15 protein-coding genes are annotated in these 26620 nt (G+C 64.7%); all 15 read left to right on the top strand.

The window, feature by feature from the left end; all coding sequences use genetic code 11:
* The first annotated feature begins 121 nt into the window (after positions 1 to 121).
* The 15 genes from KUW18_RS14125 to KUW18_RS14055 all read left to right on the top strand — a co-directional run bounded on the left by KUW18_RS14125 (position 122) and on the right by KUW18_RS14055 (position 26617).
* Positions 122 to 1246: a TauD/TfdA family dioxygenase gene (locus KUW18_RS14125; protein WP_206939417.1), complete on the top strand. Its 1125-nt coding sequence runs from the start codon at positions 122 to 124 to the stop codon at positions 1244 to 1246.
* Positions 1243 to 1884: an HD domain-containing protein gene (locus KUW18_RS14120; RefSeq protein WP_206939419.1), complete on the top strand. Its 642-nt coding sequence runs from the start codon at positions 1243 to 1245 to the stop codon at positions 1882 to 1884. The genes KUW18_RS14125 and KUW18_RS14120 overlap by 4 nt, the downstream gene beginning before the upstream one ends.
* A complete protein-coding gene (locus tag KUW18_RS14115; RefSeq protein ID WP_206939421.1) occupies positions 1881 to 3566 on the top strand; it encodes a 5-guanidino-2-oxopentanoate decarboxylase in 1686 nt (561 codons plus the stop codon). The genes KUW18_RS14120 and KUW18_RS14115 overlap by 4 nt, the downstream gene beginning before the upstream one ends.
* Before the next feature lie 255 nt (positions 3567 to 3821).
* Positions 3822 to 4745 carry an ABC transporter substrate-binding protein gene (locus KUW18_RS14110; RefSeq protein WP_409995836.1) on the top strand — a complete coding sequence of 308 codons (924 nt, stop codon included), beginning with the start codon at positions 3822 to 3824 and terminating at the stop codon, positions 4743 to 4745.
* The gene (locus KUW18_RS14105; protein ID WP_206939423.1) at positions 4745 to 5482 is read left to right on the top strand and encodes a class II aldolase/adducin family protein; all 738 of its coding nucleotides are present in this window, start codon (positions 4745 to 4747) and stop codon (positions 5480 to 5482) included. The genes KUW18_RS14110 and KUW18_RS14105 overlap by 1 nt, the downstream gene beginning before the upstream one ends.
* Complete coding sequence (locus KUW18_RS14100; protein WP_206939425.1) at positions 5479 to 6687, top strand: pyridoxal phosphate-dependent aminotransferase; 1209 nt, start codon at positions 5479 to 5481, stop codon at positions 6685 to 6687. Before KUW18_RS14105 ends, KUW18_RS14100 begins: the two co-directional genes overlap by 4 nt.
* A gap of 7 nt (positions 6688 to 6694) precedes the next feature.
* Complete coding sequence (locus tag KUW18_RS14095; RefSeq protein ID WP_206939426.1) at positions 6695 to 7507, top strand: amino acid ABC transporter ATP-binding protein; 813 nt, start codon at positions 6695 to 6697, stop codon at positions 7505 to 7507.
* 30 nt (positions 7508 to 7537) lie between these two features.
* Complete coding sequence (locus KUW18_RS14090) at positions 7538 to 8380, top strand: transporter substrate-binding domain-containing protein (RefSeq protein WP_206939428.1); 843 nt, start codon at positions 7538 to 7540, stop codon at positions 8378 to 8380.
* Between the two features lie 81 nt (positions 8381 to 8461).
* Positions 8462 to 9175 carry an ABC transporter permease gene (locus KUW18_RS14085; RefSeq protein WP_206939431.1) on the top strand — a complete coding sequence of 238 codons (714 nt, stop codon included), beginning with the start codon at positions 8462 to 8464 and terminating at the stop codon, positions 9173 to 9175.
* A gap of 1 nt (position 9176) precedes the next feature.
* Complete coding sequence (locus KUW18_RS14080) at positions 9177 to 9917, top strand: ABC transporter permease (RefSeq protein ID WP_222561713.1); 741 nt, start codon at positions 9177 to 9179, stop codon at positions 9915 to 9917.
* A 781-nt stretch (positions 9918 to 10698) separates the two neighbouring features.
* On the top strand, positions 10699 to 20562 hold the full coding sequence (locus KUW18_RS14075) for a VCBS domain-containing protein (RefSeq protein ID WP_222561712.1): 9864 nt from the start codon (positions 10699 to 10701) through the stop codon (positions 20560 to 20562).
* Between the two features lie 29 nt (positions 20563 to 20591).
* On the top strand, positions 20592 to 22184 hold the full coding sequence (locus tag KUW18_RS14070) for a TolC family protein (protein ID WP_222163731.1): 1593 nt from the start codon (positions 20592 to 20594) through the stop codon (positions 22182 to 22184).
* Complete coding sequence (locus KUW18_RS14065) at positions 22174 to 23043, top strand: efflux RND transporter periplasmic adaptor subunit (protein ID WP_222561711.1); 870 nt, start codon at positions 22174 to 22176, stop codon at positions 23041 to 23043. Before KUW18_RS14070 ends, KUW18_RS14065 begins: the two co-directional genes overlap by 11 nt.
* A complete protein-coding gene (locus KUW18_RS14060) occupies positions 23040 to 24407 on the top strand; it encodes an efflux RND transporter periplasmic adaptor subunit (RefSeq protein ID WP_222561710.1) in 1368 nt (455 codons plus the stop codon). Before KUW18_RS14065 ends, KUW18_RS14060 begins: the two co-directional genes overlap by 4 nt.
* Positions 24408 to 24409: 2 nt before the next feature.
* Complete coding sequence (locus KUW18_RS14055) at positions 24410 to 26617, top strand: HlyD family efflux transporter periplasmic adaptor subunit (protein ID WP_222561709.1); 2208 nt, start codon at positions 24410 to 24412, stop codon at positions 26615 to 26617.
* Positions 26618 to 26620 lie beyond the last annotated feature (3 nt).

Raw genomic sequence — 26620 nt, 5'->3', positions numbered from 1 at the left:
TTTCATCAAATGATAACCGAACCCGCACAGTAACCTAAGGAAAACTCTGAACAAACCGCTGAGCCAGGCCCTTCGGTGGCGCTGACTCGGCACGTTCGACGGCCCTCGGAGACGGTTTTCCATGATCCTGCAGACGCCCCCTGCCCTTGCCGACAATGGACGCCAGCTACAGCTGTTCCTGTCCAACGGCCAGCTTCATCTCGATGCGCTATGGCTACGCGAGCGCCTGCCACAGGCGGATACGCTCGACCCCCAGACCGGTCAGCGGCTGATCGAGGCCGCCGAGCTGCCCCTGGACCTGGCGCTGACCGCTGCCAGCGCTGAGGAAGGCGAACTGGCACTGGCGTTCTCCGACGGTCAGCAGGGGCGCTTCCCTCTTGCGGAGCTGGCCAGGTCAGCCAGCACTGGCAGCGCAGACACACCGCCCCGCGAGCTGTGGGATGCTGCTCTCGAGGTCCCCTCCAGCGTCGACTTCAGCGAGGCGCTCACCAGCGACGCGGCGCTGCTGACCCTGCTGCTCAAGCTGGAGCGCTTCGGCTTTGTTCACGTGTCAGGGCTACCGGACGACACCGACGCCATGCAGCCGTTGATCGATCGCATCGGCCCTCTGCGGCGCACCAACTGGGGCGGCATTGCCGACGTCAAGTCGGTGGCCAATGCCTATGACCTGACCATGACCCAACGCGGACTCGAGCCACACACCGACAATCCCTATCGTGACCCGATTCCCGGCTACATCTGGCTGCACTGCCTGACCAACGCCGCCGAGGGAGGCGACAGCACGCTGGTAGACGGTTTCGAGGCGGCACGCCGCCTGCGACAGCAAGACCCCGAGGCCTTCGACTGCCTCACCCGGGTAAGCCCCCGCTTTCGCTATCAGGACGACGCCACCCACCTGGAAAGCCGCGGGCCGCTGATCGAATGTGATCCCCACGGAGAGGTGGTCAGGGTGCGCTACTCCAATCGCACCGAACGGGTCGATGCCATGGAGAGCCAGGAGTTGCGACGCTACTACGCCGCGCGCAAGGCCTTCTACGATCTGATCCGCAGCGAGGCGCTTACCCTGCGCCTTAAGCTGTCGCCAGGCGAGATGCTGATCATGGACAACTACCGCCTGTTGCATGGCCGCACCTCGTTCACCCTTGACGGTGGCGTGCGCCATCTACGCCAGGGCTACGTCGATCGGGACAGCACCGCCAGCCGCCGCCTGGTGTTGAGTCGTCACCTCGCAGGAGTCACCTCATGACAGCGACCGACAGCACCCTCTCCAGCCAAGCCAAGCAAGCCGAGCAAACAGAGCAAGCCACGTTTGCCCGCTTCGATGAGAGTACCGCCGCCGAGTGGCGGCTGATCGACCAGCATTTCCGCGCCTACCAGGATGACGCCTGCCGCCGCGTGCTCGATCATCTGGCGCGACTGAAGGGCGATACCCACGGCTATCCGGTAGATCGCTACGAACACTGCCTGCAGACCGCCACCCGCGCACTGCGCGACGGTGCCGATGAAGAGATGGTCGTGTGTGCGCTGCTTCACGATATCGGCGACGACCTGGCCCCGGCCAACCACGCCGAGATTGCGGCTGCGATCCTTGAACCCTTCGTCGATCCTCTCAACGTGTGGATGATTCGGCATCATGAGCTGTTTCAGGGCTACCACTATCGCCATTTCTTTGGCCAGGACCGACACGCCCGTGAGGCCTATCGCGACCATCCAGCCTACGCTCGCACCGTCAGGTTCTGCGATGAGTGGGACCAGACCAGCTTCGATCCCGACTATGACACCCTGCCCTTGTCAGCGTTTCTGCCGATGATTCAGCGGGTCATGCAACGCCCCCCCTTTGGCGGCCTGCCTGACGTCGTGGATGATCCACAGGAGCGCTCATGAGAACCTGCGCCCAGACCCTGATCACGCTGCTGGAAGACTATGGCGTCGATACCGTGTTCGGTATTCCCGGCGTGCACACCGTCGAGCTATACCGAGGTCTCGAGGGGGCCGGCCTGCGCCATGTCACACCCCGCCATGAGCAAGGGGCAGGATTCATGGCCGATGGCTACGCCAGAGCCAGCGGCAAGCCCGCGGCTTGCTTTATCATTACCGGCCCAGGCATGACCAATATCGCCACTGCCATGGGCCAGGCCCTGGCAGACTCGGTGCCGATGCTGGTGATATCCAGCGTCAATCGCGTGGCAACCCTGGGCCGGGGCCAGGGCCGACTGCACGAGATGCCTCAGCAGAGCGCAACGCTTGCCGGTGTCGCGCGCTTCAGCCATACCCTGCTCGACCCTGAGGCCCTTCCGGAAGTGCTGGCGCGGGCCTTCGCCATCTTCCAGGGTGCCCGGCCCGGGCCCGTTCACATCGAGATTCCCATCGACCTGTTTGATGCGCCAGTGAGCCGCGCGCCAGGCCGGCCGATCCGTGTCTTCCCGCCGGCGCCAGCTCCGCAGGCCGTGCATGAGGCCGCCCGCTGGCTTGATCAAGCCCAACGGCCGCTGGTCCTGGTGGGTGGTGGTGCCTGCTCCGCCGCAGCGTCCGTCAAGGCCCTGGTCGAGCGCCTGGGTGCTCCCGTGCTGACCACGGTCAATGCGCGTGGTGTGCTCGGCAGTCATCACCCCCTGGATCTTGGCACCACCGCCAGCCTGGCACCGGTACGCCATCTGGCGCGTGACGCCGATGTCGTGCTTGCCCTGGGTACCGAGCTTGGCGAAACCGACTACGATCTGGTCTTCAACGATGGCTTCGCCCTTCAGGGCCGCGTGATTCGTGTTGACCTGGACGTCGAGCAGCTTGCCCGTAACCGCTCCGCGGAGCTGGCGATGGTCGCCGACGTCGGTCTCGCCGCAGACGCGCTGCTCGGCGCTCTGAGCGAATCAGCGGCGCCTGGTCGTCCGTCACGCTCCGAGAGTGCTGAGCAGTTACGCGCGGGTGCCGAGCGCTGCCGCGCGGTTCGTCGTGACCTGGCGCTGTACGAAGACCCGGAGCTGAAGCCCTATCTGCCCCTGTTCGATATCCTCGATGACGCCTTGCCCGAGGCCATCATCGTCGGTGACTCCACGGGGCCCGTGTACGCCGGCAACGTCATCGCTCGACGCTCGGCGCCTCGCCGCTGGTTCAATGCCGCCACCGGGTTCGGCACCTTGGGCTATGGCCTGCCCGCCGCGCTGGGAGCCGCCCTGGCCAAGCCTCAGCTTCCCGTGGTTGCCCTGGTCGGCGACGGTGGTCTGCAGTTCGTGCTCGGCGAACTCGCCACCGCGCGCGATCTTGCTCAAGCTCCTGATGCCTCCGACAAGGTCCAGCCCCTGGTGCTGATCATCTGGAACAATGACGGTTACGACGAAATCCGTCGCTACATGAGTGCTGATGGCGTCGCTCACATCGGCGTCAACCTGCAGCCGCCGTCCTTCGCTCCCCTATGTGATGCCTTCGCCTGCCGATACATCAGCGTCAACGCACCAGAAGCGCTACGAGAGGCCCTGACAACACTGGACCAGGCCGCCTCGCCGCTGGTCATCGAGGTCGACGCCCTTGCCTGGCAAGCATCACTGGAGCAGCCTGCCACCGGCTGTTGAGGAGACGTGTCGAGGAGACAGAGGAAATCCCTTGGCGTGCCGGTGCGGTGGCCGCGGCGCGCTGTAGACAGACGTCAAGGCGGCGACAACGGCCCCGCTACAGAGACGATCAGCGCCTAGCCAGTCCTGAGCTGGCCGGGACAGCAAACCCTGATAATAACGAAGGAGTTCCCCGTGACCCGAACCCACCACACGACATCCCTGCTGCTGCCGACGCGTCGCCCCGGAATCCCTGCCGGCTCACTGCCACCGTGGCTGGCCGGAGCGCTGCTGGTCGCGACCCTGTCCACCTCCTCTATCGCCCTGGCGGAAGATCGGGACGAGCGTCTTCGCCTGGTGGTCCCGCCCTGGCCTGGGGTCACCGTCAAGAGCGAGATCCTGGCCCAGCTTGCCGAACCCCTCGGCTACCAGGTCGAGCGCCTGGAGGTCAGTTCCACGGTGGGCTACAAGACCCTGACCAGCGGCGACAGTGATGCCTTTCTGGCAGGCTGGCTGCCGGCCCAGCAGGAAAGCTATGACGCCGCCGTGCAAGCGAACGCCATCATCGACCTCGGCAACAATGTCACCGGTGCTCGCATGGGCTTTGCGGTGCCTGGCTACGTGGCGGACGCCGGCATCACCGACGCCGCTCAGCTCGGGGACGCCGCCAACGCCGAGCGCTTTGAGCGCACCTTCTATTCCATCGAAAGCGGCTCTACCGTCACCGATTTCATCGACGCTGCCGTGGAAGCCAATACCCATGGTCTTGGCGACTGGGAGGTCATGTCTTCCTCCACCCCGGGCATGCTGAGTGAAGTCAAGGCGGCGGTGGACGAGGGACGCTGGATCGCCTTCTACGGTTGGACCCCGCACTGGATGATTCCCGAATACGATGTGCGCATCCTGGACGACAGTGAGAACGTGTTTGGGCCCGACAACGGCAGCAGTGATGTCAAGACCGTCGTCGCCAAGGAGTTCGCCGAGGCTAACCCCAACCTCACGCGACTGCTCGATCAGGTGGTGTTCAGCGCCCAGGAGCAAAGCGACTTCATCAAGGCGTATAGCCTGGAGCAGCAAGACCTTGAGCAGGTCGCCAGCGAATGGCTTGCCTCGCACCCGGAAAAGGTGTCCGCCTTTCTTGACGGCGTCACCAGCCGCGATGGCGGCGAGGCCCTGGCAAGCTTCAAGGACACGCGCTGATGGACCATCGACAGCAACAGCTGCGCCAGGATCTGGCGGCCGCCTATCGACTGATGGCGCTGGATGGCATGGACGACGGTATCTCCACGCATATCTCGGTACGGGTTGACGCCAACAGGTTTCTGCTCAACCCGTTCGGCCTGCGTTTCGAAGAAGTCACCGCCGACAGCCTGATCAGCGTGGACGAGCAAGGCAATGTGCTGGATGACCCTACCGGGCTTGGCATCAACCCCGCGGGCTTCACGATACACAGCGCCATCCATGGAGCCCGCAGCGACGCATTGTGCGTACTGCATGCTCATACCGTCGCAGGCGTGGCCGTCTCCTGCCTCGAAGAGGGTCTGCTGCCGCTTAACCAATGGGCCATGCAGTTCTATCAGCGCATCGGCTACCACGACTACGAGGGTATCGCGCTGGATCTGGACGAGCGCCAGCGCCTGGTGGACGACCTCGGCCCACATATGAGCATGATCCTGCGCCAGCACGGTGTGCTGGTGGTTGGCACCAGCGTCGGCGATGCCTTCCTGCGTATGCGCGACCTGGAACGATCCTGCCAGGCACAGCTGGCCGCTCAGTCCACCGGGCGGCCCCTGGTCAGCGCCTCGCATGCCCTGTGCGACAAGGTCGCCCGACAGTACGACGCCTGGGCCGCCAGCCCACAAGGCACCGATCTCGCCTGGCGCGCCGAGCTGCGTCGCCTGGGCCTACATGCTCCCGCGCTCGAGGACAGCCCATGACTCGCGTCTCCCGTCTCACCCAGCGAATCGCCGGCGAAGGCGCCGCCGCCTGGGATATCCACAGTCGAGCCTTGGCGCGCCAGGCCAATGGCGAGGACATCACGGTACTGTCGGTGGGCGACCCCGACTTCACCACGCCGCGCAGTATCGTCGAGGCCGCCAAGCACAGCCTGGACCAGGGCGCCACCCACTACGCCGACGTACAGGGCAAGCTGGCGCTGCGTGAAGCCATCGTCTCCCACTACCGTCGCAGCCAGCGTCTTGGCCACGTCGAGTTGACGCCGGATCGCCTGATCGTGATGGCAGGGGCCCAATGCGGCCTGTATGCAGCGGCCCAATGCCTCCTCGATCCTGGTGATGAGGTCATCGTGCCCGAACCCAGCTACGTCACCTACGAAGCGGTGATCCAGGCCACCGGCGCCACACTCTCCCGTGTGCCACTGCAGGCGGACCAGGGCTTTCGGCTGAATGTGGATGATGTGGCGGCGGCCATCACCCACCGCACCAAGGCGATCCTGATCAATAGTCCCCACAATCCCACGGGACAGTCGCTGACCCGCGAACAATGGGAGCAGGTGGCGGCACTCTGTCAGCAGCACGATCTGTGGTTGATCTCCGACGAGGTCTACGCGGAGCTGATGTTCGATGGCACCCATACCTGCCCGCTGGCGCTGCCGGAGATGGCCGAGCGCAGCGTAGTGATCTCGAGTCTGTCCAAGTCACATGCCATGACCGGATGGCGACTCGGCTGGGTGATCGCCCCGCCGATGCTGATCGAGCACCTCAGCCATCTGGCCCTGTGCATGTTGTACGGCTGCCCGGATTTCGTTCAGGACGCCGCCATCACCGCTCTCGCGGACGAGCAGGGTCAGCTTGGCGACGATCTGGCGACCATGCACGCCGCCTACCAAGCTCGGCGCGACAGCGTGTGTGCCGCTCTGGCGGGCAGTCAGGCCGCCAAAGCCGTATGCCCCGACGCCGGGATGTTCGTGATGGTCGACATTCGCGCCACCGGCCTATCATCGGCACAGTTCGCTGATCGCCTGCTGGATCAATGCGGCATCTCGGTGCTGTCTGGCGAGGCCTTCGGCCCCTCGGCCGCTGGCTTCATTCGGCTGGGACTCACCCACCAGGCCGACACCCTGGCCGATGCCGCGCAACGGCTTCGTGAGTTCGCCGACGCCTGTCTTGCCACCCACCCATGAGCCGCCTATGACGCCATCTTCCCCAGACTGTACCGATACCCCGCCATCTTCCGCCGTGGTCGAGGCCCGGCACCTGGTCAAGCGCTATGGCGACGTTGACGTGCTGCGCGACGTGTCCCTATCCGTCGCCGAAGGCACTGTGACCACCATCATCGGCGCCAGCGGCTCCGGCAAGAGCACCCTGCTCAGGTGCATGAACCTGCTGGAACGCCCGCAGCAGGGTCAGTTGACCATCGCCGACGAGTCTATGCGCTTCACCGCACAAGGTCCCCGCAGCGGCCACACCGACATGCCCCTCAGCCGCCACCAGCTGCAGCGCCTGCGCGCCAAGGTGGCGATGGTCTTTCAGCAGTTCAACCTGTGGCCTCACATGACCGTGCTGGGCAACGTCAGCGAGCCGCCCGTGCGGGTCAAGGGGGTCAGTCGACGCAAGGCCAACGCCCTGGCCATGCACTATCTCGAGCGTGTCGGCATGGCCGAACGTGCGGACGCCTATCCCGCCTTTCTGTCCGGCGGACAGCAGCAGCGTGTGGCGATTGCCCGCGCACTGGCCATGGAGCCACAGATCCTGCTGTTCGATGAACCCACCTCGGCGCTCGACCCAGAGCGGGTCAATGAAGTGCTCGGCGTCATCCGCGGGCTGGCCGATGAAGGGCGCACCATGCTGATGGTCACCCATGAAATGGCATTCGCCCGCGACGTGTCCGACCAGATCGTGTTTCTCGACCGCGGAGTGGTCGGCGCTGCCGGCTCTCCCGAGCGCATCTTCGAACAGAGCGACAACGAACGCTGCCGGCGCTTCATCGCCCCTGCCGCCTGACTGCCCGTCCCACAACAACTAGGAGTTTCCATGACCGTCTTCCCTTCCCTGCGTCCGTCAGTCGATCTCGCTCGCCGCCTTGGCCTGGGCGTCGCGCTGGCCACGACCCTCGGTGCCGCCGCCATCGACAGCGCCCATGCGACCGACCGGGCGGACACCGCCTCCGCGGGCGAGCCCCTCAAGATCGGCATCTCGGCAGAACCTTACCCGCCTTTTACCTACACCTCCTCAGACGGTGACTGGACCGGTTTCGAGATAGAACTGGCCGCAGCGATCTGCGAACAGATGGCTCGGGAATGCGAGATCACCCCGACCGGCTGGAGCGGCATCATTCCCTCGCTCAAGTCAGGCCGTATCGACATGATCATGAACTCCATGTCGATCACCGAAAAACGTCTGCAGGTCATCGATTTCAGCGCCCCCTACTACTACACCCCTGGCGCCTATGTCGCCGCCCGCTCGCTGGAGCTGGATCCCCCCGAGGGCCTCGATGGTCTGGTCCTGGGCGTACAGAGCGCCACCACCAACGCCACCTATGCTCGTCGGGCGCTAAGGGACACCGGCGTCGACATCCGCCTGTACGACCAGGCAGAACAGGTGAACCGAGATCTACTGTCAGGTCGCCTGGACGTCATTCTGGCCGACGAGATCGCCATGGTGGAACTGACCGAGCGTGATGAAGCTGGTGACTTCGAGATCAAGGCAACGGCGCCTCACCATGCGGCCTACGGCGAAGGCGTCGGCATCGGGCTGCGCCAGCAGGACGATGCCCTGACCGAGGCCGTCAACGCCGCCATTGAGCAGGTCAATCAGGACGGTACCTGCACCGAGCTGTCCGAGAAGTACTTCGGCACCGACGTCTGCGTCAGCTGACGTCAATGGCCCGGGCGGTCCCTGCTGCGACGCAGGGACCGCTGCAAGGCTGTAAAACTTGCCACGCCAAGGAGTCTTTTCATGTCTATCGCCTCCCAGGAGGGCCTCGTCGATTGGGCGGGTCCGATCCTTGAAGGAGCCCTCACCACCCTGGAGATTGCGCTGCTGGCCTATGCCATAGGCGTCCTGCTCGGCCTTGTCGGCGCCGCCTGCCGGCTCTCCCGGCAAGCCTGGCTGCGCGGCATTGGCGCAGGCTATTCCACCGGCGTCAGGGCAGTGCCGGAGCTGTTGCTGATCATTCTGCTGTATTACGCCGGCTCCCAGGCATTGACCGCCGCGGCTCATGCGCTGGGACTCTCCGGCCAGGTCGCCATCAACGGCTTCGTGACCGCCGTGGGCGTGCTGGCCTTCGTTCAAGGCGCTTACATGACCGAGGTCTTTCGCGGTGCCATCAGCGCCATACCCCGCGGTCAGCTTGAGGCCGCCGATGCCTTTGGCTTCTCCCCCTGGGCACGCTTTCGCCGAGTCACCCTGCCGGCCATGCTACCCAATGCCCTGCCCGGCATGTCCAACCTATGGCTGATTCTGATCAAGGACACCGCGCTGATCAGCGTGATCGGCTATAGCGAGCTGTTCTTCACCGTTCAACAGGCAGCCGCCAGCACCCGAGCTCACTTCCTGTTCTATGCCGCGGCAGGGGCGCTTTACCTGGCCATGACGCTGACGTCCAACTGGCTTTTTGCCGTCGTTGAGCGACGCGCACGGCGCGGCCTCCCCCAGCTTCAGGAGCATTGACATGGATTTCAGCTGGCTGAGCGATCCCTTCTATCAGGAATATCTGGTGGAAGGGCTGATCAACACGCTATGGCTACTTCTGGTATCGGCTGTGGCAGGCCTGATCCTGGCGGTGGCGATGGCCATGGCGCGTATCAAGGGTCCGCGCCCCCTTGCCTGGCTGGCCACCGGCGTCACGGCGGTGATTCGCGGCACGCCACTGCTGGTACAACTGTTCTTCTTCTATTACGGCGTGGGTCGCCTGCTGGAAGGCATCCCCGGCATTCAGGACAGCATCTTCTGGGGCCTGTTACGCGACCCCTTCTTCTACGCCACCTTGACCTTTACCCTGTCGGTGGGTGCCTACAGCGGCGAAATCCTGCGTGGCGCGCTGCTCAACGTGCCGCCGGGAGAGCGGGAGGCGGGACGCGCCTATGGTTTCCATCCCTGGCAGGTATTCGTCTACCTATGGCTACCCAGAGCCGTGCAGCTGTGCCTACCCACCCTGACCGGCGAGATGATTCTTCTGCTGAAATCGATACCGCTGGTCTCGACCATCGCCATGATGGACCTGCTACAGGCCGCCAATATCATCCGTGACGAAACGTTCTTGACCTACGAGCCGCTACTGCTCATCGCGGCCATCTACCTGCTGCTGACCATCATTCTGACTCTGGTATTGCAGCAGCTGGAACGTCATTTCCCCGGCGTGCAGCCACAGCGACGACGCTTTCGCTGGTGGGCACAGGCAAGACACGGGTAATACCCAAGCGGGGCTCAGACAACGGCTCGGACAATGGCTCAGACAATGGCTAAGGACAGCCTGAGCACGACGACTGGGCCCCTGCATGTTCACTACGGAAGACAGCGCTTCGGCAACGATGCCCATATGCCATGTCACCGGGCGTACTTCCGCCGACGCTCCTACTAACAGTCACCCCAGATCACTTATCCCAGATCACTTACCACAGTTCCCTGCACCAAAGTACACTCACCCCGCCATGGGGTGAGATGACGTGTGGTGGTGAGCGTGGCATCAAACGCTAAATTAATCGTGCCACTGAAAGCTATATGGAACGATAGATGGCTGTGTGTACACCCGACAGGCGCCGTTCCAGGTCGTCAGTTGTTATGCAAAACTCATACTGTTTTTAGACCCATCACTGGCAGGCGTTCTTCGCTCTTAGTGCTCTTACCTCTCCACCCTCTTCTTCATCCCTGTTCTCATCAGGACTCTCGCTCCCAATGCCTAACTCAAAGCGCTGTGACTGCGACTCTGCCATCTAAAGGTATGCAGAATTCAGCGCCAAAGCCTACCCATTGCGCGACGCTGACTATCCCTCTTTTGCACTACATGGCAGACGCAACAGCGGCACTACTATAGCGCCCATTCACTCGACAAGTTTCGCGCCATGTGCATGTTGTGGCACAGGACTATCGATTCACGCTATGTTTACTGAAAAGTGCTGCATAATAACTTCGCACTGCACAACAATGGTCATCTTTACTGTGCACGATGACCAGCCAAGACGGCAGGAGTCCGCATGAAGGGATCTCGTACACGACGTATCGCGCTGGAGCCACGCCTGCTGTTCGACGGCGCCATGGCCGCCAGCGCCGATCACGCTGACAGCGACCAGCAGCATGATACTGGCGACAAGGACAAGGTCGCCGTCACTCCTGCGAGCCAAAGCGATGGCGAGGGAGCACGCAGCACGAGTGCGCGACATCTGGTGGTATTGGATGCCCGCCTTAGCGATCAGCAGCGCCAGGCGATTCGCAGCGGCCTTGCCGATGACGCCGAATGGATAGTGGTAGATAGCGATGAGAACGGCGTGGCCGCCATCACCTCCGCCCTGGCTGGTATGGATCAGGTGCAGAGCATCGAGATCTTCAGTCACGGTAGCGATGGTCAGTTCCAGCTTGGCTATACCCTGATCAGCAGCCAGACCCTGTCGGACTTCAACCAACAGCTTGGCCAGTGGCGCGATGCCCTCAGCGCCGACGCTGACCTGCTGCTGTACGGCTGTCGGGTCGCGGCCAGCGACCATGGCGTAGCCTTTCTCGAGAATCTGTCCGAGGCCACCGGCATGGACGTCGGCGCCTCCAGCGACAATACCGGCAGTACGCTGGAGGGAGGCGACTGGGTCCTCGAGCGTCAGCTGGGTGAACTAGACGACGACCGTGGGGTGGCGGTCGCGGCCCTCGCAAGCCTCGATGGCCTGCTGGCGGATGCACAGCCGGTGGCCAACCTGCCGGCCTCCAGCGCTCAGGTGCCCCTCGGCGAAACCTTCGAGTTCAGCGTCAACGTATCCAACGCCTCCAGTGCCCAGGAAGGCTACGCGCCCTTCGTTCAGCTGGTGGTGCCAGCCACCGGCAAGGACGGCGCTGGCGCCGCGGTGGATGACGGTATCACCATCACCTCAGCGAGTTACCTGGGAGGCCAGCTGGATCTGTTGAGCGTCACCTTCGACGCCAACGGCCAGGCAGAGCATCCTCTGGCCCGCGGCAGTGACGGCCAGCCACTGGTCATCAATGCGGCAGACTTCGGTGCTCGCGCCGGCGATACCCTTATCGTCGTCGCCCTTCCCTTTGCCAGTCTGACCGCCGAGCAGCCCGATATCGAGGTGACCTTTACCGGCCGCTTGAGCGCCCTGGCCGACACCGCCCAGACCAATGGCAGTCCGGATCTGGTGATCCAGGCCCTGGCTGGCTTCGAGCTTGGCAATGATGCCCAGTCGAACCCCGAGCAGGATCCCACCCTGCTTGGCAGCGCGGTCGCCTTTACCATCACCCCCACGGTGATCGCGGTGGAGCAGACCCTCAACATGAGCGAGGGCGATACCACCACCGGTGAAAACTATCCTCACAGCCTGGTCACCACGGTGCGGCCGGCCGGGGCCGGTATTACCGCTCAGACCCTGACCGACGTGGTCATCACCCAGCCGATTCCAACCAACGTGCAAGTCACCGCCATCGACCCCGGCGCTGGCACCCTGACCTCGATCACCCTGGCGAGTGGACTGACGTTGGTGCGTCCTGACCTGATCCAACGGGCCATTGATGGCGATGCCTTCATCACCTCCTACACCGTGACCTACGACAGTCTCACCGAGGCCCAGTCCAGTCGGGTAGACTTCTTCGTGCCGGAGTACGATGCCGACGGTAACGCTATCCTGGATCCGGCCAACGGCAATGAAGAGACCATCACCTTCGACGCCCCCAGCGGCGCCGGCGTCTGGCTTCCCCTGGATAGCCGAGACAGGGACCCCAACGATCCTGACGGCAAGGTCAGCTTTGCGGGTACCGGCGATGAGATCAGCTTTGTCGCGAAGTCGCTGACCGTCGAGAAGAGCGCGTCAGTGGTGGTGGATACCGGATCCAGCGGTCTGACGCCTGGCGATACCCTGGAATACCAGCTGGAGGTGGCGCTGTCGGACTACTTCGCCTTCGGCAAGGACACCCAGCTGGAAGGTCAGTTTATCGTGACCGACTCGCTCGGTAACGGACAGACACTGACCGGTGCTCCGACCCTGACGCTATATAGCGGCACCAATGCCACCACCATCGACCTGGTCGTGACCTCCACCACCAACGCCGACGGCACCACCACCCTGGTCTTCGACATCGCCCAGTCGATCCAGGACGCCCTGGATGACCAAGCCTGGCTGGCGGGCGACGCGGCCTTCGACAATGTGATCGATGCCGGTGCCACCCGGGCCGTCATCGGCTATCGGGCGGTGGTGGATCAGGCCTACGTCGGCGTCGCTGACCACCCAGATATCAACGAAGGCGACAGCATCGGCAATTCGGCGCAGGTGAATGCCACCCTGCTCTACGATGCCAATAACCTGACGGGCTTCAGTGAAGCCGATAATTCCAGCACCAACCTGACCGTTCCGGTCAGCGACGTGGATATCGCCATTGAAGGAGGCGTGACCGAGCTGGCCCCCGGCGATGAGGTCACCTTCACCCTCAGCTATGACCTGGTCACCGGCGACCACGAGGGATTCCAGCTTATCGCCTACCTGCCGCTGCCGCTGCTGGATACCGGCGTGGTTGGCACTGACTGGAACGGCCTCAACCCTCCGGGTTCCTGGTCTATGCACCCGGACAACACTTGGACGGGCAGTATCGCCAGTGTCGAAAGTGGCCCTGGCAACTCGATCATCTTCACCTTCGACGATCTCAGCGCCACCCAGGCCAGCACCATCGCCGTCAGCTTTACCATGACGGTAGGCAACCAGCCCTTCGCCGATGGCCGCTCGCTGGATGTGCTGGCCGAATCGCGCCAGACCACCACCCTCGACCCGAAGACCGAACTGATCTCCCAGGACGTGGTCAAGGTGCAGTCGGTGGCCGAGCCGGTCGTCTCCATCACCCACGGAGCGGTGTCCTCGACCAACGGCAGCGTCAGCGGCACCAGCGGTAGCTGGAATGCCCCGGGCACCTCGGGGGCGCCGTTCACCGGTAGCATCACTGATCCCGCGGCGGTGGACGGCGACGTCACCGACATCGACGCCGGTGACACCCTGCGCCTGGCCACCCTGCTGGAAAACACCGGCGGCGGCGGCGCCTTCGATGTGGCGACCTCGATCGAGCTCCCCGCCGACCTGGCATTCGTGGGCGGCAGCCTGGCCTCCGCCAATCTGATCCTGACCCTGGGCGATGGCACGGTGCTTACCGAAGGCACGGACTACAGCGTCAGTGGCACCACCATAACCTTGCTGGACGCCGGAGGTCAGGCAACGCTCCAGGCGGGGCGCGATGGTAGCGCCAGCGACGACGCCGGCCGCAACATCATCGTCATCACCTACGATGTGATCGTGGTCTCGACGGTGGCCGCCAGCCGTACCCTCGGCACCACCGCCACCCTGAACTACTACGCCAGCACCAACGGCGGTCCCGACTTCACCGCCACCGATCTGAGTGACGACGCTACCCAGCAGGTGGCGGCACCGACCATCACCACCACCTTTGCCGATGGCGGCAGCGCCACCGCCGACGATTCCAGCGAGTCCCACACCGGCGGCGCCAACCTGGTGGTTGGCGAGTCCATGCTCTATGACATCGTCGTCACCTTGCCGGAGGGTGGCACCCAGAACCTGCGCATCTCGGACCTGATCCCGCCGGGTATGGCGCTGGATACCAGCTTCAATGGCGACACCGGCTACAAGTTGATCACCCAGGCAAGCGACAGCGGGAACCTGAGCGACAATTTTTCCGGCAGCGTGAGCGTCGGCGGCGTCACTGGCCCGGGCGGTGTGCTGGTCGATGACGAAGGCGTCGACGCTGTCTTCTCCTTCAGCACCGCCGAAGCCACCGACGACAATGACGCCGGCAACAATACCTTTGTGCTGCGCGTGCGGCTGATTGCCACCAACACCCTTAACAACCAGGACAACAGCGAGAATAGCAACCCCAACTTTACCCACGAGCACAAGGCAAGCCTGAGCTATCAGGACACCGACGGCGACGAGATCAACGGCAGCACCGCCGTCGAGCGCAATGTCAGCCAGTCTGGTGAAGGTCCCACCACCACCCTGGTGGAGCCCGCCGTCACCGTCGAGCAGACGCTGACGATACCGGCCGACCCAGGCCTCGGTATCGATGCCGGCGACGCCATCGAGTACACCGTGGTGCTGACCAACGTTTCCAATTTCGGCGCCTTCGACCTCGACCTGTCGGTCGCCCTACCGACGGAGCTGGACAGCCCGAGCCTAGCCTCGGTCAGCTTCAGCGACGCCTCGGGCCCAAGCCTCGCCGACTTCGAGATCATCGGCACCAGTCTGCGCCTGAAGGCCGGCAGTGACGTCGACCTGCGCTCGTCACAGACCATCACCCTGGTCATTCAGGGCACCGCCAGCGCGACCGCCGTCAACCTGGCCAACCTGACCTCGGTAGCGCGGGTCGACTGGACCAGCCTGAATGACGAGACCACCACCAGCGCCGGGGAAGAGCGTGACGGCAGTGGCGGCGCCATCTTTACCGGTGAGCTCAACGATTACCGTAACGTCGATACCCTGGAAATTCCCATTGCCCAAACGCTGCTGGTGTCGAGAGTTGGCGGCATGCAGGGCACAGATGCCGCGGACCCCACCAACGCCGAGTTCGAAGATGTCGCGGTAGGTGAGATCATCCGCTATCGGGTCGTGGCGCTGCTGCCGGAAGGCACCTTTACCGACTACCAGCTCGTTATTCAGGTCGATGAGGGCTTGACGATTCTCCCGGAGACCGCCAATCAGATACTGATGGCGGTCATCAGCAATCAAGGCGGGCTTAGCAGTGATCTTGTCACCGGGGCAAATGTCGTCACCGGTAATGGCCAGTCCTCCGAAGCCGGGTTGATCAATCCTGGGCTCACCGGCGGTCCTACCGGCGTGCTCAATTCGGACCGCTACACCATCAGCAGCGATGGCCGAACTCTGACCATAAACCTGGGCACCATCACCAACGCCGACAGTGATGATGACAAGGAAGGCATCTCGCTGGAGTTTAATGTCCGCGTCGACAACGTCAGTACCAACCAGACAGGTACGGAACTTGGTCTGACCGTTACCGAGAACCGCAATGGCACAGCCTTCGGCTCCCAGACCTTGACCCAGGTGATCGCCGAGCCTTCCTTTACCGACATGGCCAAGACCGTGGAGGCGTTCAATCCCAGCATTGGCGGCGGTGATGGCTCTGCGACCGTTCAGGTCAGCTTCGAGCAGGACGGCGGCATGCCGGCCTACGACGTGGTGCTGACCGACGCCTTTCCTTCGGGCAGCAACTACGTCATCGACCGCATCGTCATCGACGGCCAGACCTATTCCCTGTCCGACCTGCCGGATGGCGTCACCGCCACCGCCTCAGGGTCAGGCATCAGCGTGACCTTTGCCCAGCTCGATCCCGGCACCGAGGTCAGCGTCGTCTATCGTGTCGAGGTACCCAATAACACGGTGGTCGTCGATGCCCAGGCACAGCTGACCTGGTCGAGCCTACCCGACGCCGCCGAGGCGGACGGCGGCGCCTTCACCGACTTTGGCGGAAGCAGCGTGGGTACCGACAGCGAGGCAGATGGCGAGCGCACCGGCGAAGACGGCAGCGGTGGCCTCAATGACTATGTGCTGACGGCCAGCGCCAGCCTAGGCGTGATCAGCGGCACCCTGTGGGATGACACGCTTACGGCTACCAGCGATGCCAGCCCGGATGGTGCAGGCCTTGACGGTGTCACCGTCACCCTTACCTGGGATGGCAACAACGACGGCGACTTCGACGACGTCGATGACCTCACCTTTACCACCCTGACAGACGTAAACGGCAACTACTCCTTCGGGGTGCTGCCCTCGGGCAACTATCGCATCTCGGCCAGCGAGAGCTTGACCGACGATGACCTGGGCGAGCTGCGGGCGCGCATCGACTCCGACAGCGGCAGCTTTGGCGACGGCACTCTGTCCCGGGTCGACGTCAGCGTCAGCGCCGGTGGCAGCAACAATCGCGCTGCGGACATCGGCTACGTCAGCCTTAACGACGGTCCTGTACATACCCTGCCGAGCGCACCGGTCGCAGGTAATGAGGATGAATCCTTTGCCATCCCGGGCATCAGCGTCAGCGACTCGGACGCCCTCGCCACCAGCGTACTGACCACGACCCTGAGCGTACCCGCTGGCACTCTGACCCTGGACCAGGGCGGCGGGAACGCCACGATCAGCGGCAGTGGTAGCACTACGATCACCATCGAGGGCACCCTGGCTGATATCAACGCAGCCCTTGCCACCTTGAGCTATCAGGGCGCCACCGACGCCAACGGCGATGTGACGCTGACCATCACCACAGACGACAACGCCAACACCGGTGACAGCCCTGACAGTCCCAACGGCACCCCGGGCGAGGACCCCGAAGACGCCCTCACTACCACCGACCGCCTGACCCTGAGGGTGCTGGCGGTCAATGACGAGCCAACCGCCAACGATGATGCCGCCATCGCCATCGAGGCCGGGGGGCGCTTCAATACCAATGGGGTAAATCCCAACGGCTTTGTGGTCGCCAACGATACCGACGTGGACCTGAACGATGCCGATCCCGACGTGCTGACGGTGGTTCAGGCAGGCGTCAGTGGCGGTGCCCTGCAGGCGGTCAGCGACGACCCGACCCAGCCCACCCGCATTCGGGGGCTCTACGGCACCCTGGTGATCGGGGCCGATGGATCGGCGGAGTACCTGCTGGACAATGACAATGCGACCGTCGAAGCCCTCCGCCAGAGCAGCAACACCCTGGTGGAGCGGTTTGACTATGTGATCAATGACCGCGCGGGGGTGTCATCCCAGGCCACGGTCACCATCACCATCGAGGGCGCCAATGACGCTCCCGTGGGTGTCGATGATAACGCCGTGGCCATCGAAAAAGGCGGCGTCGCCAATGCCACCGGCGGTCAGGATGGCACTGGCAATGTGCTCGACAACGATACCGACGTGGACGCCTTCGGTGAGACGAAAGTCGTCACCGGTATCCGTGAAGGCGACGATATCCTGGGCTCCTTCGAGGACGTCAGCAGCGCGACCGACATCGAGGGTGAGTATGGGATCCTGACCATCAACCCCGACGGCAGCTACACCTACGTCATCGATGATGCTGATCCGGCTGTCGAGGCGCTGGCGAGCGGCGACACCCTGTCGGAGACCTTCACCTACCGGGTCACCGATGCCCTGGGCCTGGATGGCGCCGCGGTGCTGACCATCACCATTCGCGGCGCTCAGGACACCCCCATCGCCACCGACAACAGCACCAGCGCTCAAGCACCGTCCACCGACGGGTCGACCGCGGAGGTGGACGGCCGCGGCAACCTGATCACTGACAATGACGGCGACGAAGTCGACAGTGACGTGGACACGGTCGACCAGGGCGCCCTGCGCGTGGCCGGGATTCGCGCGGGCAGCGAGAGCGCTGGCGGTAGCCTCAGCGTCGTCGGCAGCGCCGGTGCCAGCGTGAACGGCATGTACGGTCGCTTGATCGTTACCGCTGATGGCGGCTATCGCTACGTGGTCGACGGCGGCAACGCCGCTGTCCAGGCTCTGGCCGTGGGCGACACCCTGAATGAGACCTTCACCTATCAGGTTCGTGACAGCGCGGGCAATACCGACCTGGCAGAGCTGGTGGTCACCGTGGTGGGTGCCAACGACCCGCCCACCCTGGTCGCCGACAAGGCCGTTGCGGTAGAAGCCGGCGGCACCGCCAATGGCACCCTGGGCACCGACCCCAGCGGCAACGTACTGACCAACGACAGCGATATCGACGGCCAGGCCATCACGGTCGATCAGGTGCGCTTCGCTACCACTACGGTGTCTGCCGGGCAGGCACTGGCGGGTCGCTTCGGTACGCTGACGCTCAACAGCGACGGCAGTTACACCTACGTCGTCGACAACAGCAACCCGCAGGTGGAGGCCCTCAGGACCGCCAACGACACCCTCACCGACGTGTTCATCTACCGTGCGGTCGATCCGCTTGGCGCGACCACCTCGGCCCGCTTGACCATCACCATCGAGGGCCGCGACGACGCCCCGGTGGCGTCGAATAACATCGCCCTGGCGGTGGCCCGCAACGAGGACGGCAGCGCGCGCAACCCCAGCGGCAATGTGCTGACCAATGACAGCGATATCGATGCCGGCGACCGGCTGGCGGTCAGCGGCGGCCGCCCTGGTAGCGAGGCGTCCGGCGGCAGCCTGGCGAGCTTGAGCGGGGGCAGCGTGGTGCTGGTGGGCCAGTACGGCACCCTGACCTTGAACCGGGATGGCAGCTACCTGTACGAGGTAGACCAGAACAACGCCGAGATCCTCGGTCTCGGCCCGCTGGAGTTCCGTCGCGATATCTTCACCTATCAGGCCCGCGACCTGGCTGGCCTGACCGACCTGGCAGAGCTGACCGTCTTCGTGCGCGGCCAGAATCAGGCACCGGACCCGGTCGACGACAGCGCCCTGGCGGTGGAAGCCGGCGGTCGCGACAACGCCACGGCCGGTCAGGATGCGGTGGGCAACGTGCTGACCAACGATATCGACGTGGACGGTGATATCAATCTGGGCATCGACCTGCTGGGCCCCAACCTTAGCGTCACTGGTGTGGCGACGGGCGACGGCACCGAGGGCAGCCTGGGTAACGCCCTCAAGGGACGTTACGGCAGTCTGATCATGAATGCCGACGGCAGCTATCGCTATGCGGTCGATGACGATGATCCACGGGTCCAGGCCCTGCGTGTCAGCGGCCAGACCTTGAGCGAAAGCTTCACCTACGCCCTGACCGATCGCTGGGGAGGCGCCAGCAGTGCCACCTTGACCATCACGATCGACGGTCGCAATGACGCCCCCACCGCCCGCGATGATGCCGGTCAGGCCATCGATACTGGAGGTGGGGCTGGCCGACCTGATGCCGTCGGCAATGTGCTGCCCAACGACAGCGACCCTGACGCCACGGCGAACGGCGAGACCCAGAATGTCGCCTCGGTCTCCCAGCAAGGCGTATCGGCCCAGGCCGGCGAGCCGCTGCAGGGTCGCTACGGCACCCTGATCATCGAGGCCGATGGCAGCTATCGCTACTTCATTGATCGCACCAACCCCGAGGTGCTGCGTGCCAGCGGCCTTGGCCCGGTGCTTGAAGAGGCGTTTGTCTACACCCTGGTGGACCGCGCCGGAGCCACCGACACCGCGACCCTGACGCTGACCCTGGACATTGCGGCCCCCTACATCCCGATCAAGAGCGGCGATATCGGGCCCCATTTTCAGCATCGCGAAGGCCTCACCCCCAGCACCCAGGGGCTCGGTGACCTGGATCCGGTGGTCTTTGTCACCCCAGAGGTCGAGCGCAACAATCGCCAGGTCACCGACTACCTGCGGCTGTCCCATGGTGGCCAACCGCTGCTGGTGCGCCCCTTCGAGACGCGTATTGCATCCTTGGCAGAAGGCCTGGGCCAGGTTCAAGGCCAGTACGTGTCCTATGGCGTGGCGCTCAGTCGGGCCTTCGCCGAGCTCGACCAGATCAAGCTGCTGGGCCGACACGGCCGTACCGACCTCACCGCCGATGGACTGCTGGCCGATCCCTCGCTGTATGCCCCCACGCGAGAGCAGCTACTGGGCAATGCCGACGCTTCCTCTGCCACGGCCGCCCCCTCTACCACGGCCGCACCCTCTACCACGGCCACTTCCTCTGCCACCGGGGACGCACAGCAAGCGCCCACGCAAACCACCGAACAACAGCGCTTCGACGGTCGCCCGCCGTTGCCCGAGGGAGCACAATGGCTGGCCGACACTCCTCAGGCTAGCGACCCCATCGACGCCACCGACAAGCGGCAGGACGCCGCACCGGCGACCGCCAGTGGCTTCCGCCAGCAGCTGCTGGCCATGGCGGACACCACTGCGCCACTGCGCGGAGACCCGTAACAATGACAGTGTCACGACAAGGAAACGGCATGTACCGACTCACCCTCCCGGCGCTGGCGGTCACCGCCGGCCTGGGTCTCAGCGCCTGTGCAAACCTGGCGCCACAGCCCTACGACGCCGATCAGATCCGCCAGCGGGCGATCAGCGATCAGGCTCAGATGTATCGCTTGCAGGAGCCGCTGAACCAGCCGGTCACCTTCTATGAAGCCGCCGCCCGCGCGCTGAAGTACAACCTGGACTATCGCCTCAAGCTGATGGAGAGTGCGCTGGCGTCGAACCTGCGGGACGTATCGCGTCACGAGCTGCTGCCGCAGATCGTTGCCGAAGCCGGGTACAGCGACCGCAGCAACGATTCAGGGGGCACCTCCATCGGTATCGAGGATGGCGAAGAAAGCTTGCGCCCCTCGACCTCCGAGGAGCGCTACCGCTCCACCGCGGGTCTCGGATTGTCCTGGAGCCTGCTGGATTTCGGCCTGGCCTATTACGAGAATCAGCAGAAGGCCGATCAGATGCTGATGGCCGAGGAGCGTCGCCGCAAGGTCGCCCAGAATGTGCTGCGCGACGTGCGCAACGCCTACTGGCGAGCGCTGGCCGCCCAGCGCCTGATTCCCCAGTTGAACGTCCTGCTGGCGCGCACCGAGGTGGCCCTGGATGCCGCCCGCGAAGCCCAGCGGCAGGGACTGCTGCCCCGCCAGGAGGTGCTGGCCTACCAGCGAGCGCTGCTCGATTCCACCACCCTGCTGACTGCACGCCGCCAGGACCTGGAGCTGGCCAAGACCGAGCTGGCGGCGCTGATGTCGCTGCCTCCCGGCACTCGCCTGATCCTGGCCGACGAGCCAGAGATGCCGCTACCTCCCGAAGTCACCGACATCGAGCGTCTCGAGCAACTGGCGCTGCAGCACCGTCCTGAGATCATGGAAGAGTGGTATCGCAAGCGGGTCAACCAGAACGATCTGGAGGCGGCCAAGCTGCGCCTGTGGCCAAATATCACCGTCAGTGCTGGGGTGCAGTACGATTCCAACGACTACCTGTACAACAACGACTGGACCGAGACCGGCGTCAACGTCTCGCTGAATCTGTTGAAGCTGCTGTCCTACCCGGATCTGGACAATGCCCAGCAAACCCAGGGCGGTGTCGATGACCTCAGGCGTACCGCGCTGTCCATGGCCGTGCTGACCCAGGTTCGCGTTGGCGCCCTGCGCTACCACCTGGCCCGCGAAGAACTCCAGTACAGCGATGAAAGCCTGGACGTAGACGAGGATCTGCTGGCCTACGCCAAGGCAGCCGCCAGCTCATCCATCGGCTCCGAACTGGAGGTTATCCGCGCCGAGAGCCGCTATCTGCTGTCCCAGTACCAGCGTGAAGCCGCCTATTCCCGTGCCCAGGCGGCCTGGGGACGGCTGTTCAATTCGGTAGGACTGGACGTGATGCCCGAGACCATCGCCCAGCATGACATTCAGACCCTGGCGCGAGAGATCGAGAACACCATGACCACCCATGAGCGCCAGGGCATCATTGCGCCCCATCCAGGACAACCCGCGGCGACCACCCCGGGGCCGACCCTCGAGCCGCGTCCGGCACCCGCTGTCGACGGTCAGGGAGGTGCCAACGATGCGGTATAGACGACATCCCTCGCGGCTGTCAGCGCTCATCACCACGGCCATGTTGGCGGGTACCACCATCAGCGGCGCCTGGGCCCAGTCCAGTGACAATCAGGGCGCCATACGCGCCCTGCTCGCGCCCCACACCGATGCCACCCTGTCCAGCCAGATGGAAGGTACCCTGTCTGAGCTGCCGGTTAGCCTGGGCGTCCAGGTCGCTGAGGGCGATACCCTGGCCCGCTTTGACTGTCGGATTGAGCAGGCCAGAGTTAACGTGGCCAATACCGAGCTGGGCGTGGCCCGGCTCAACAGCCAGGCCAAGGACCGCCTGCGGCGACTGGACGCGGTGGGTGATCTCGAGGTGGCGCTGGCCCGCGCCGAGGTCGAAAAGGCCCAAAGCACCCTCAACCTGGCCGCCGCACAGCGCGATCGCTGCACCTTGACCGCGCCGTTCAGCGGTCGCATCGCGGCGGTGCATGTGAAGCCGTTTCAGACCATGTCGGCAGGCACACCGATTCTGGACCTGGTCGCCGACGGGCCACTCAAGGTACGCCTTAACGCTCCGTCCTCGAGCCTGGCCTCGCTCAGCGTCGGCCAGCCGTTGACCCTCAACATCAGCGAGACCGGCAAGCGCTACGCCGCTACTCTCAGCGCCATCAATGCCCGGATCGATGCTGTTGCCCAGACCGTCGAGCTGGAAGCCGAGCTTGACCAGGCCCACCCGGAACTGGTGGCGGGCATGACCGGGCGAGCCCTGCTGGACGCCCCCGACGCGAGCATTCCCGACCAGAGCACTCTCGACCAGAGCACCCTCGACCAGAGCCCCCTAGATCAAAGCACCCAGGAAAGCACTACTCCCGAGCCACAGGACAACCCATGAGTGCCAGCGAGACGCCTCGACCTGCGTCGCTTCCGGCATTGGTCCTGGCCCTGCGCGACCGCGCCATGACCGCCGCGACGCGCACGGAGTTAGCCTTTTCCATCGCCAACGACAGCTACCCCCTGCTGCGCTTTCGCCAGGCGCTGGTGGTGGAGCGGCGCAGCGCCAGCAAGGTACAAGTCCATTGCGTATCGGGGCTGGCCACACCCAAGGAGCGCACGCCTTTTCTCAACTGGGTCGAGACACTGGGCGGGTGGCTCGACCAGCATTATTCACCCAGTGAGGCCAGGCTGCTGCTGCGCGAGCAGCTGGACCTTCCTCCATCGCTGGCAGAGGGCTGGGCCCAGTGGTGGCCTGAGGTGCTGTGGCTGGTGCCATTGAGCCCCGCCGACCCTGCCACCTCGCGAGGACCTGCAGGTCGCGCCTGGGCGCTGTTTCTGCTCGAGCAGGCCCCGCCTGAACCGCTGCGGCCACAGCTGGCCGGGCTCGCTTACAGCTGGCGCTACTGCTGGCAAGCATTGGCGCCGCGCCGACGGGCGCTGCGCCTGCCAAGGCAGCGTCTGTGGTGGCTGGTGCTGGTCGCGGTGGTGGCCATCCTGCTGCTGCCAGTACGTCTGTCCGCGCTGGCACCGGCCGAGATCATCTCCCTCGACAGTACCGCCATTACCAGTCCGCTGGATGGGGTGGTCGCTGACATGCTGGTGGAGCCCAACCAGGCCGTCGAGGCTGGCACGCCACTGCTGCGCCTGGACCGCAGCGAGCTGGAGAGTCGCGCAGAAGTGCTCAGGCGCCAGCTTGACGTCGCCAGGGCCGAGCTCGACGCCGCCGGCAACCTGGCCTTCGATGATCGGAGCCGACTGGCTGACATGACCCGTTTACGCGGGCAACAGGCTCAGCGCCAGGCCGAGCTGACAGCCATCGAGGCCCGCCTCGAACGCACCCTTGTCGTTGCCCCCGCAGCGGGGGTCGCCGTCTACTCTGACCGCGACGATTGGGAGGGACGCCCGGTCACCACCGGCGAGCGCATCTTGCGTCTGGCAGACCCCGCTCAGCCGGCGGTAGAGATCCAGCTGGCGGCGGCCGATGCCATCGCGCTGACGCCGGGTGCCGAGGTCACCGTATTCCTGAGTGCCCAGCCGCTGACACCGCTCAAGGCGACGCTGACACGCACCAGCTACGCCACCCAGCCGGACGCCGACGGCATCGATGCCTACCGACTGCTGGCGCGACTCGACGACGCCGACGCCACACCGGCGCGCCTGGGCTTGCACGGCACGGCCAAGGTCTATGGTGAACGCGTCAGCCTGGGTTACTACCTGCTGCGGCGGCCGCTGGCCACCCTGCGGGCCTGGACCGGGTGGTAGTCATGCACCCATCGCCGCCCTTAAGCGGAGCCGCCCCAGCCGGAACGCCCTCGGCCGCTGCGGTGACGCTAGACACCACCGCGCCGGGCCTGTCGGCTGCAGATCCTCGCGAGCACCAGCCGGTGCCACCCCTGCGCGACGATCTGCAGCTGCACGACGCTGGCCGAGACGCCCAGGGCGAGCCACAGTGGTCGATCCAGGACCCCGTCACCAATCGCTTCTATCGCATCGGTTGGCTGGAGTTCGAATGCCTGACTCGCTGGGGCCACAGCCCTCGTCGTCTCTGCGATGAGATCGACGCCGCCACCGCGCTCTCGCCCGAGGTAGGCGATATCCTGGCGCTGGTCGATTTCCTGGATCACCATCGTTTACTGCGGGCGACGGCGGAGGTCAGCCAACGCCTCGCCCAGCAGGCGCAACGCGGCGCCGCCTGGCAAAGCCTGTCCTGGTGGTTGCATCATTACCTGTTCTTTCGCCTGCCGCTGGTGCGCCCACAGCATTTCCTGGAGGCCATGGTAGGACGGCTGCCGTGGCTGTTCACCCGAGCCATGGTCGGCGCCGTGCTTATCCTGAGCCTGATCGGGCTGATCCTGGTGATCAAGCGCTGGGACCTGTTCACCCATGCAGTGATGGACGCCTTTTCCTTCTCCGGTATCGTCAGCTTCGCCCTGGCCCTGGTGGTGGCCAAGGCCTGTCACGAGCTCGGCCACGCCCTGGTCGCGACCCGCTTGGGGGTCAGGGTGGCGCATATGGGGGTCGCCTTCATTGTGCTTTGGCCGATGCTCTATACCGATACCGGCGAGAGCTGGAAGCTCAGGCGCAGTCGCTCGCGTCTGGCGATCTCATCGGCGGGCATGCTGGTGGAACTGGGCCTGGCCGGTGTTGCCACCCTCGGCTGGGTGCTGACCGAGCCCGGCCCACTCAACAGCGCGCTACTGTATCTGGCGACCACCAGCTGGGTGCTGTCACTGGCGATCAATGCCAGCCCGTTCATGCGCTTCGACGGATATTTCGTACTGTCCGACCTGCTCGACTTTCCCAACTTGCACGAGCGCGCCGGAGGCCAGGCCAGGACCTGGCTACGACGCCGGCTGCTGGGTCTGTCCGAAGACTGGCCGGAGCCGTTCATGCCCCACCAGCGCCGCGCCCTGATCCTGTTCGCCTTCGCCACCTGGATCTATCGTCTGCTGCTGTTCCTGGGGATTGCGCTGGCGGTCTATCATCTGTTCTTCAAGGCCCTGGGCATTGCCCTTTTCGCCGTGGAAATTGCCTGGTTTATCCTGATGCCCGTGTCTCGCGAACTCTCTCACTGGTGGGCGTCTCGCCGCGCCGTCCCTCGCCGCCATCGCCTCGGCTGGCTGTTGGCGCTGGCGCTGGCCGTCGTGCTGGTTTGCCTGCCCTGGCAGACTCGCGTCAACGGTCCCGGACTGCTTCACGCCGAGCACGAACTGACCGTGTATTCCCCCTTTCCCGCTCGCCTGGAGCACCTTATGACGGAAGGTGCTGTCAGCCAGGGCACTGCGCTGGCCAGCCTGGTGGAGCCGGATATCCAGCACCAGCTACGCTCCAGTGAACAGGCCATGGCCTGGCTGGATGCCGAACTGGCCGGCCTGCTCGCCGCCGACGACGGGCTCGACCGCGACGCCGCAACCCTGGCCCAGCGCCGCGTCAACGAGAGTCATCAGGCAGCCGCCAGCCAAGAGCTGTCTCGCCTCACCCTGCGGGCACCGTTCAGCGGCGTGTGGCAACGCCACGACCTCGAACAGGCGCCGGGACAGTGGGTCGCCCCCCAGCAGCCGCTGGGCCTGCTGCTGGATCCTTCCCGCTGGCTCGTCGATGCCTACCTGCCCCAGGATGATGCCCACCGGCTGACCCCTGGCGCCAAGGTGCGGATCTTTGCCGAAGGACAGCTCACACCACTCGAGGGAGAGCTGGTCAGTGTCGGGGCAACCCGCGCCACGGAACTCGCCCATCCGTCCCTGGCGGCCCGCCATGGGGGACCGCTGAGCACTCAACCCGCCACTGACCAGACCCAGGACACCCTGCGCCTGGCCGATGGTCGGGTGGCGGTAAAGGTGCGCCTGCTTTCTCCCTGGCCCGAGGCCAGGCGCAGCCGGGCTCAGGTCCACGTCGACGCCGAACGAGAGAGCCTGGCCGGCCAGTTCTTCACCTGGCTTGCAGCAGTGGCGATTCGCGAGAGCGGATTCTAGGCA

It is taken from the genome of Halomonas sp. DP5Y7-2 (assembly GCF_019802025.1).
Classification (GTDB): domain Bacteria; phylum Pseudomonadota; class Gammaproteobacteria; order Pseudomonadales; family Halomonadaceae; genus Halomonas; species Halomonas litopenaei_A.
This window is presented reverse-complemented; position numbering and strand designations above follow the sequence as displayed.

What these genes read in the sequence shown, in the direction of transcription:
- KUW18_RS14125 (WP_206939417.1), top strand. Translation starts at nt 122, where the DNA reads ATGATCCTGCAGACGCCCCCTGCCCTTGCCGACAATGGACGCCAGCTA.
- KUW18_RS14120 (WP_206939419.1), top strand. Translation starts at nt 1,243, where the DNA reads ATGACAGCGACCGACAGCACCCTCTCCAGCCAAGCCAAGCAAGCCGAG.
- KUW18_RS14115 (WP_206939421.1), top strand. Translation starts at nt 1,881, where the DNA reads ATGAGAACCTGCGCCCAGACCCTGATCACGCTGCTGGAAGACTATGGC.
- KUW18_RS14105 (WP_206939423.1), top strand. Translation starts at nt 4,745, where the DNA reads ATGGACCATCGACAGCAACAGCTGCGCCAGGATCTGGCGGCCGCCTAT.
- KUW18_RS14100 (WP_206939425.1), top strand. Translation starts at nt 5,479, where the DNA reads ATGACTCGCGTCTCCCGTCTCACCCAGCGAATCGCCGGCGAAGGCGCC.
- KUW18_RS14095 (WP_206939426.1), top strand. Translation starts at nt 6,695, where the DNA reads ATGACGCCATCTTCCCCAGACTGTACCGATACCCCGCCATCTTCCGCC.
- KUW18_RS14090 (WP_206939428.1), top strand. Translation starts at nt 7,538, where the DNA reads ATGACCGTCTTCCCTTCCCTGCGTCCGTCAGTCGATCTCGCTCGCCGC.
- KUW18_RS14085 (WP_206939431.1), top strand. Translation starts at nt 8,462, where the DNA reads ATGTCTATCGCCTCCCAGGAGGGCCTCGTCGATTGGGCGGGTCCGATC.
- KUW18_RS14080 (WP_222561713.1), top strand. Translation starts at nt 9,177, where the DNA reads ATGGATTTCAGCTGGCTGAGCGATCCCTTCTATCAGGAATATCTGGTG.
- KUW18_RS14075 (WP_222561712.1), top strand. Translation starts at nt 10,699, where the DNA reads ATGAAGGGATCTCGTACACGACGTATCGCGCTGGAGCCACGCCTGCTG.
- KUW18_RS14070 (WP_222163731.1), top strand. Translation starts at nt 20,592, where the DNA reads ATGTACCGACTCACCCTCCCGGCGCTGGCGGTCACCGCCGGCCTGGGT.
- KUW18_RS14065 (WP_222561711.1), top strand. Translation starts at nt 22,174, where the DNA reads ATGCGGTATAGACGACATCCCTCGCGGCTGTCAGCGCTCATCACCACG.
- KUW18_RS14060 (WP_222561710.1), top strand. Translation starts at nt 23,040, where the DNA reads ATGAGTGCCAGCGAGACGCCTCGACCTGCGTCGCTTCCGGCATTGGTC.
- KUW18_RS14055 (WP_222561709.1), top strand. Translation starts at nt 24,410, where the DNA reads ATGCACCCATCGCCGCCCTTAAGCGGAGCCGCCCCAGCCGGAACGCCC.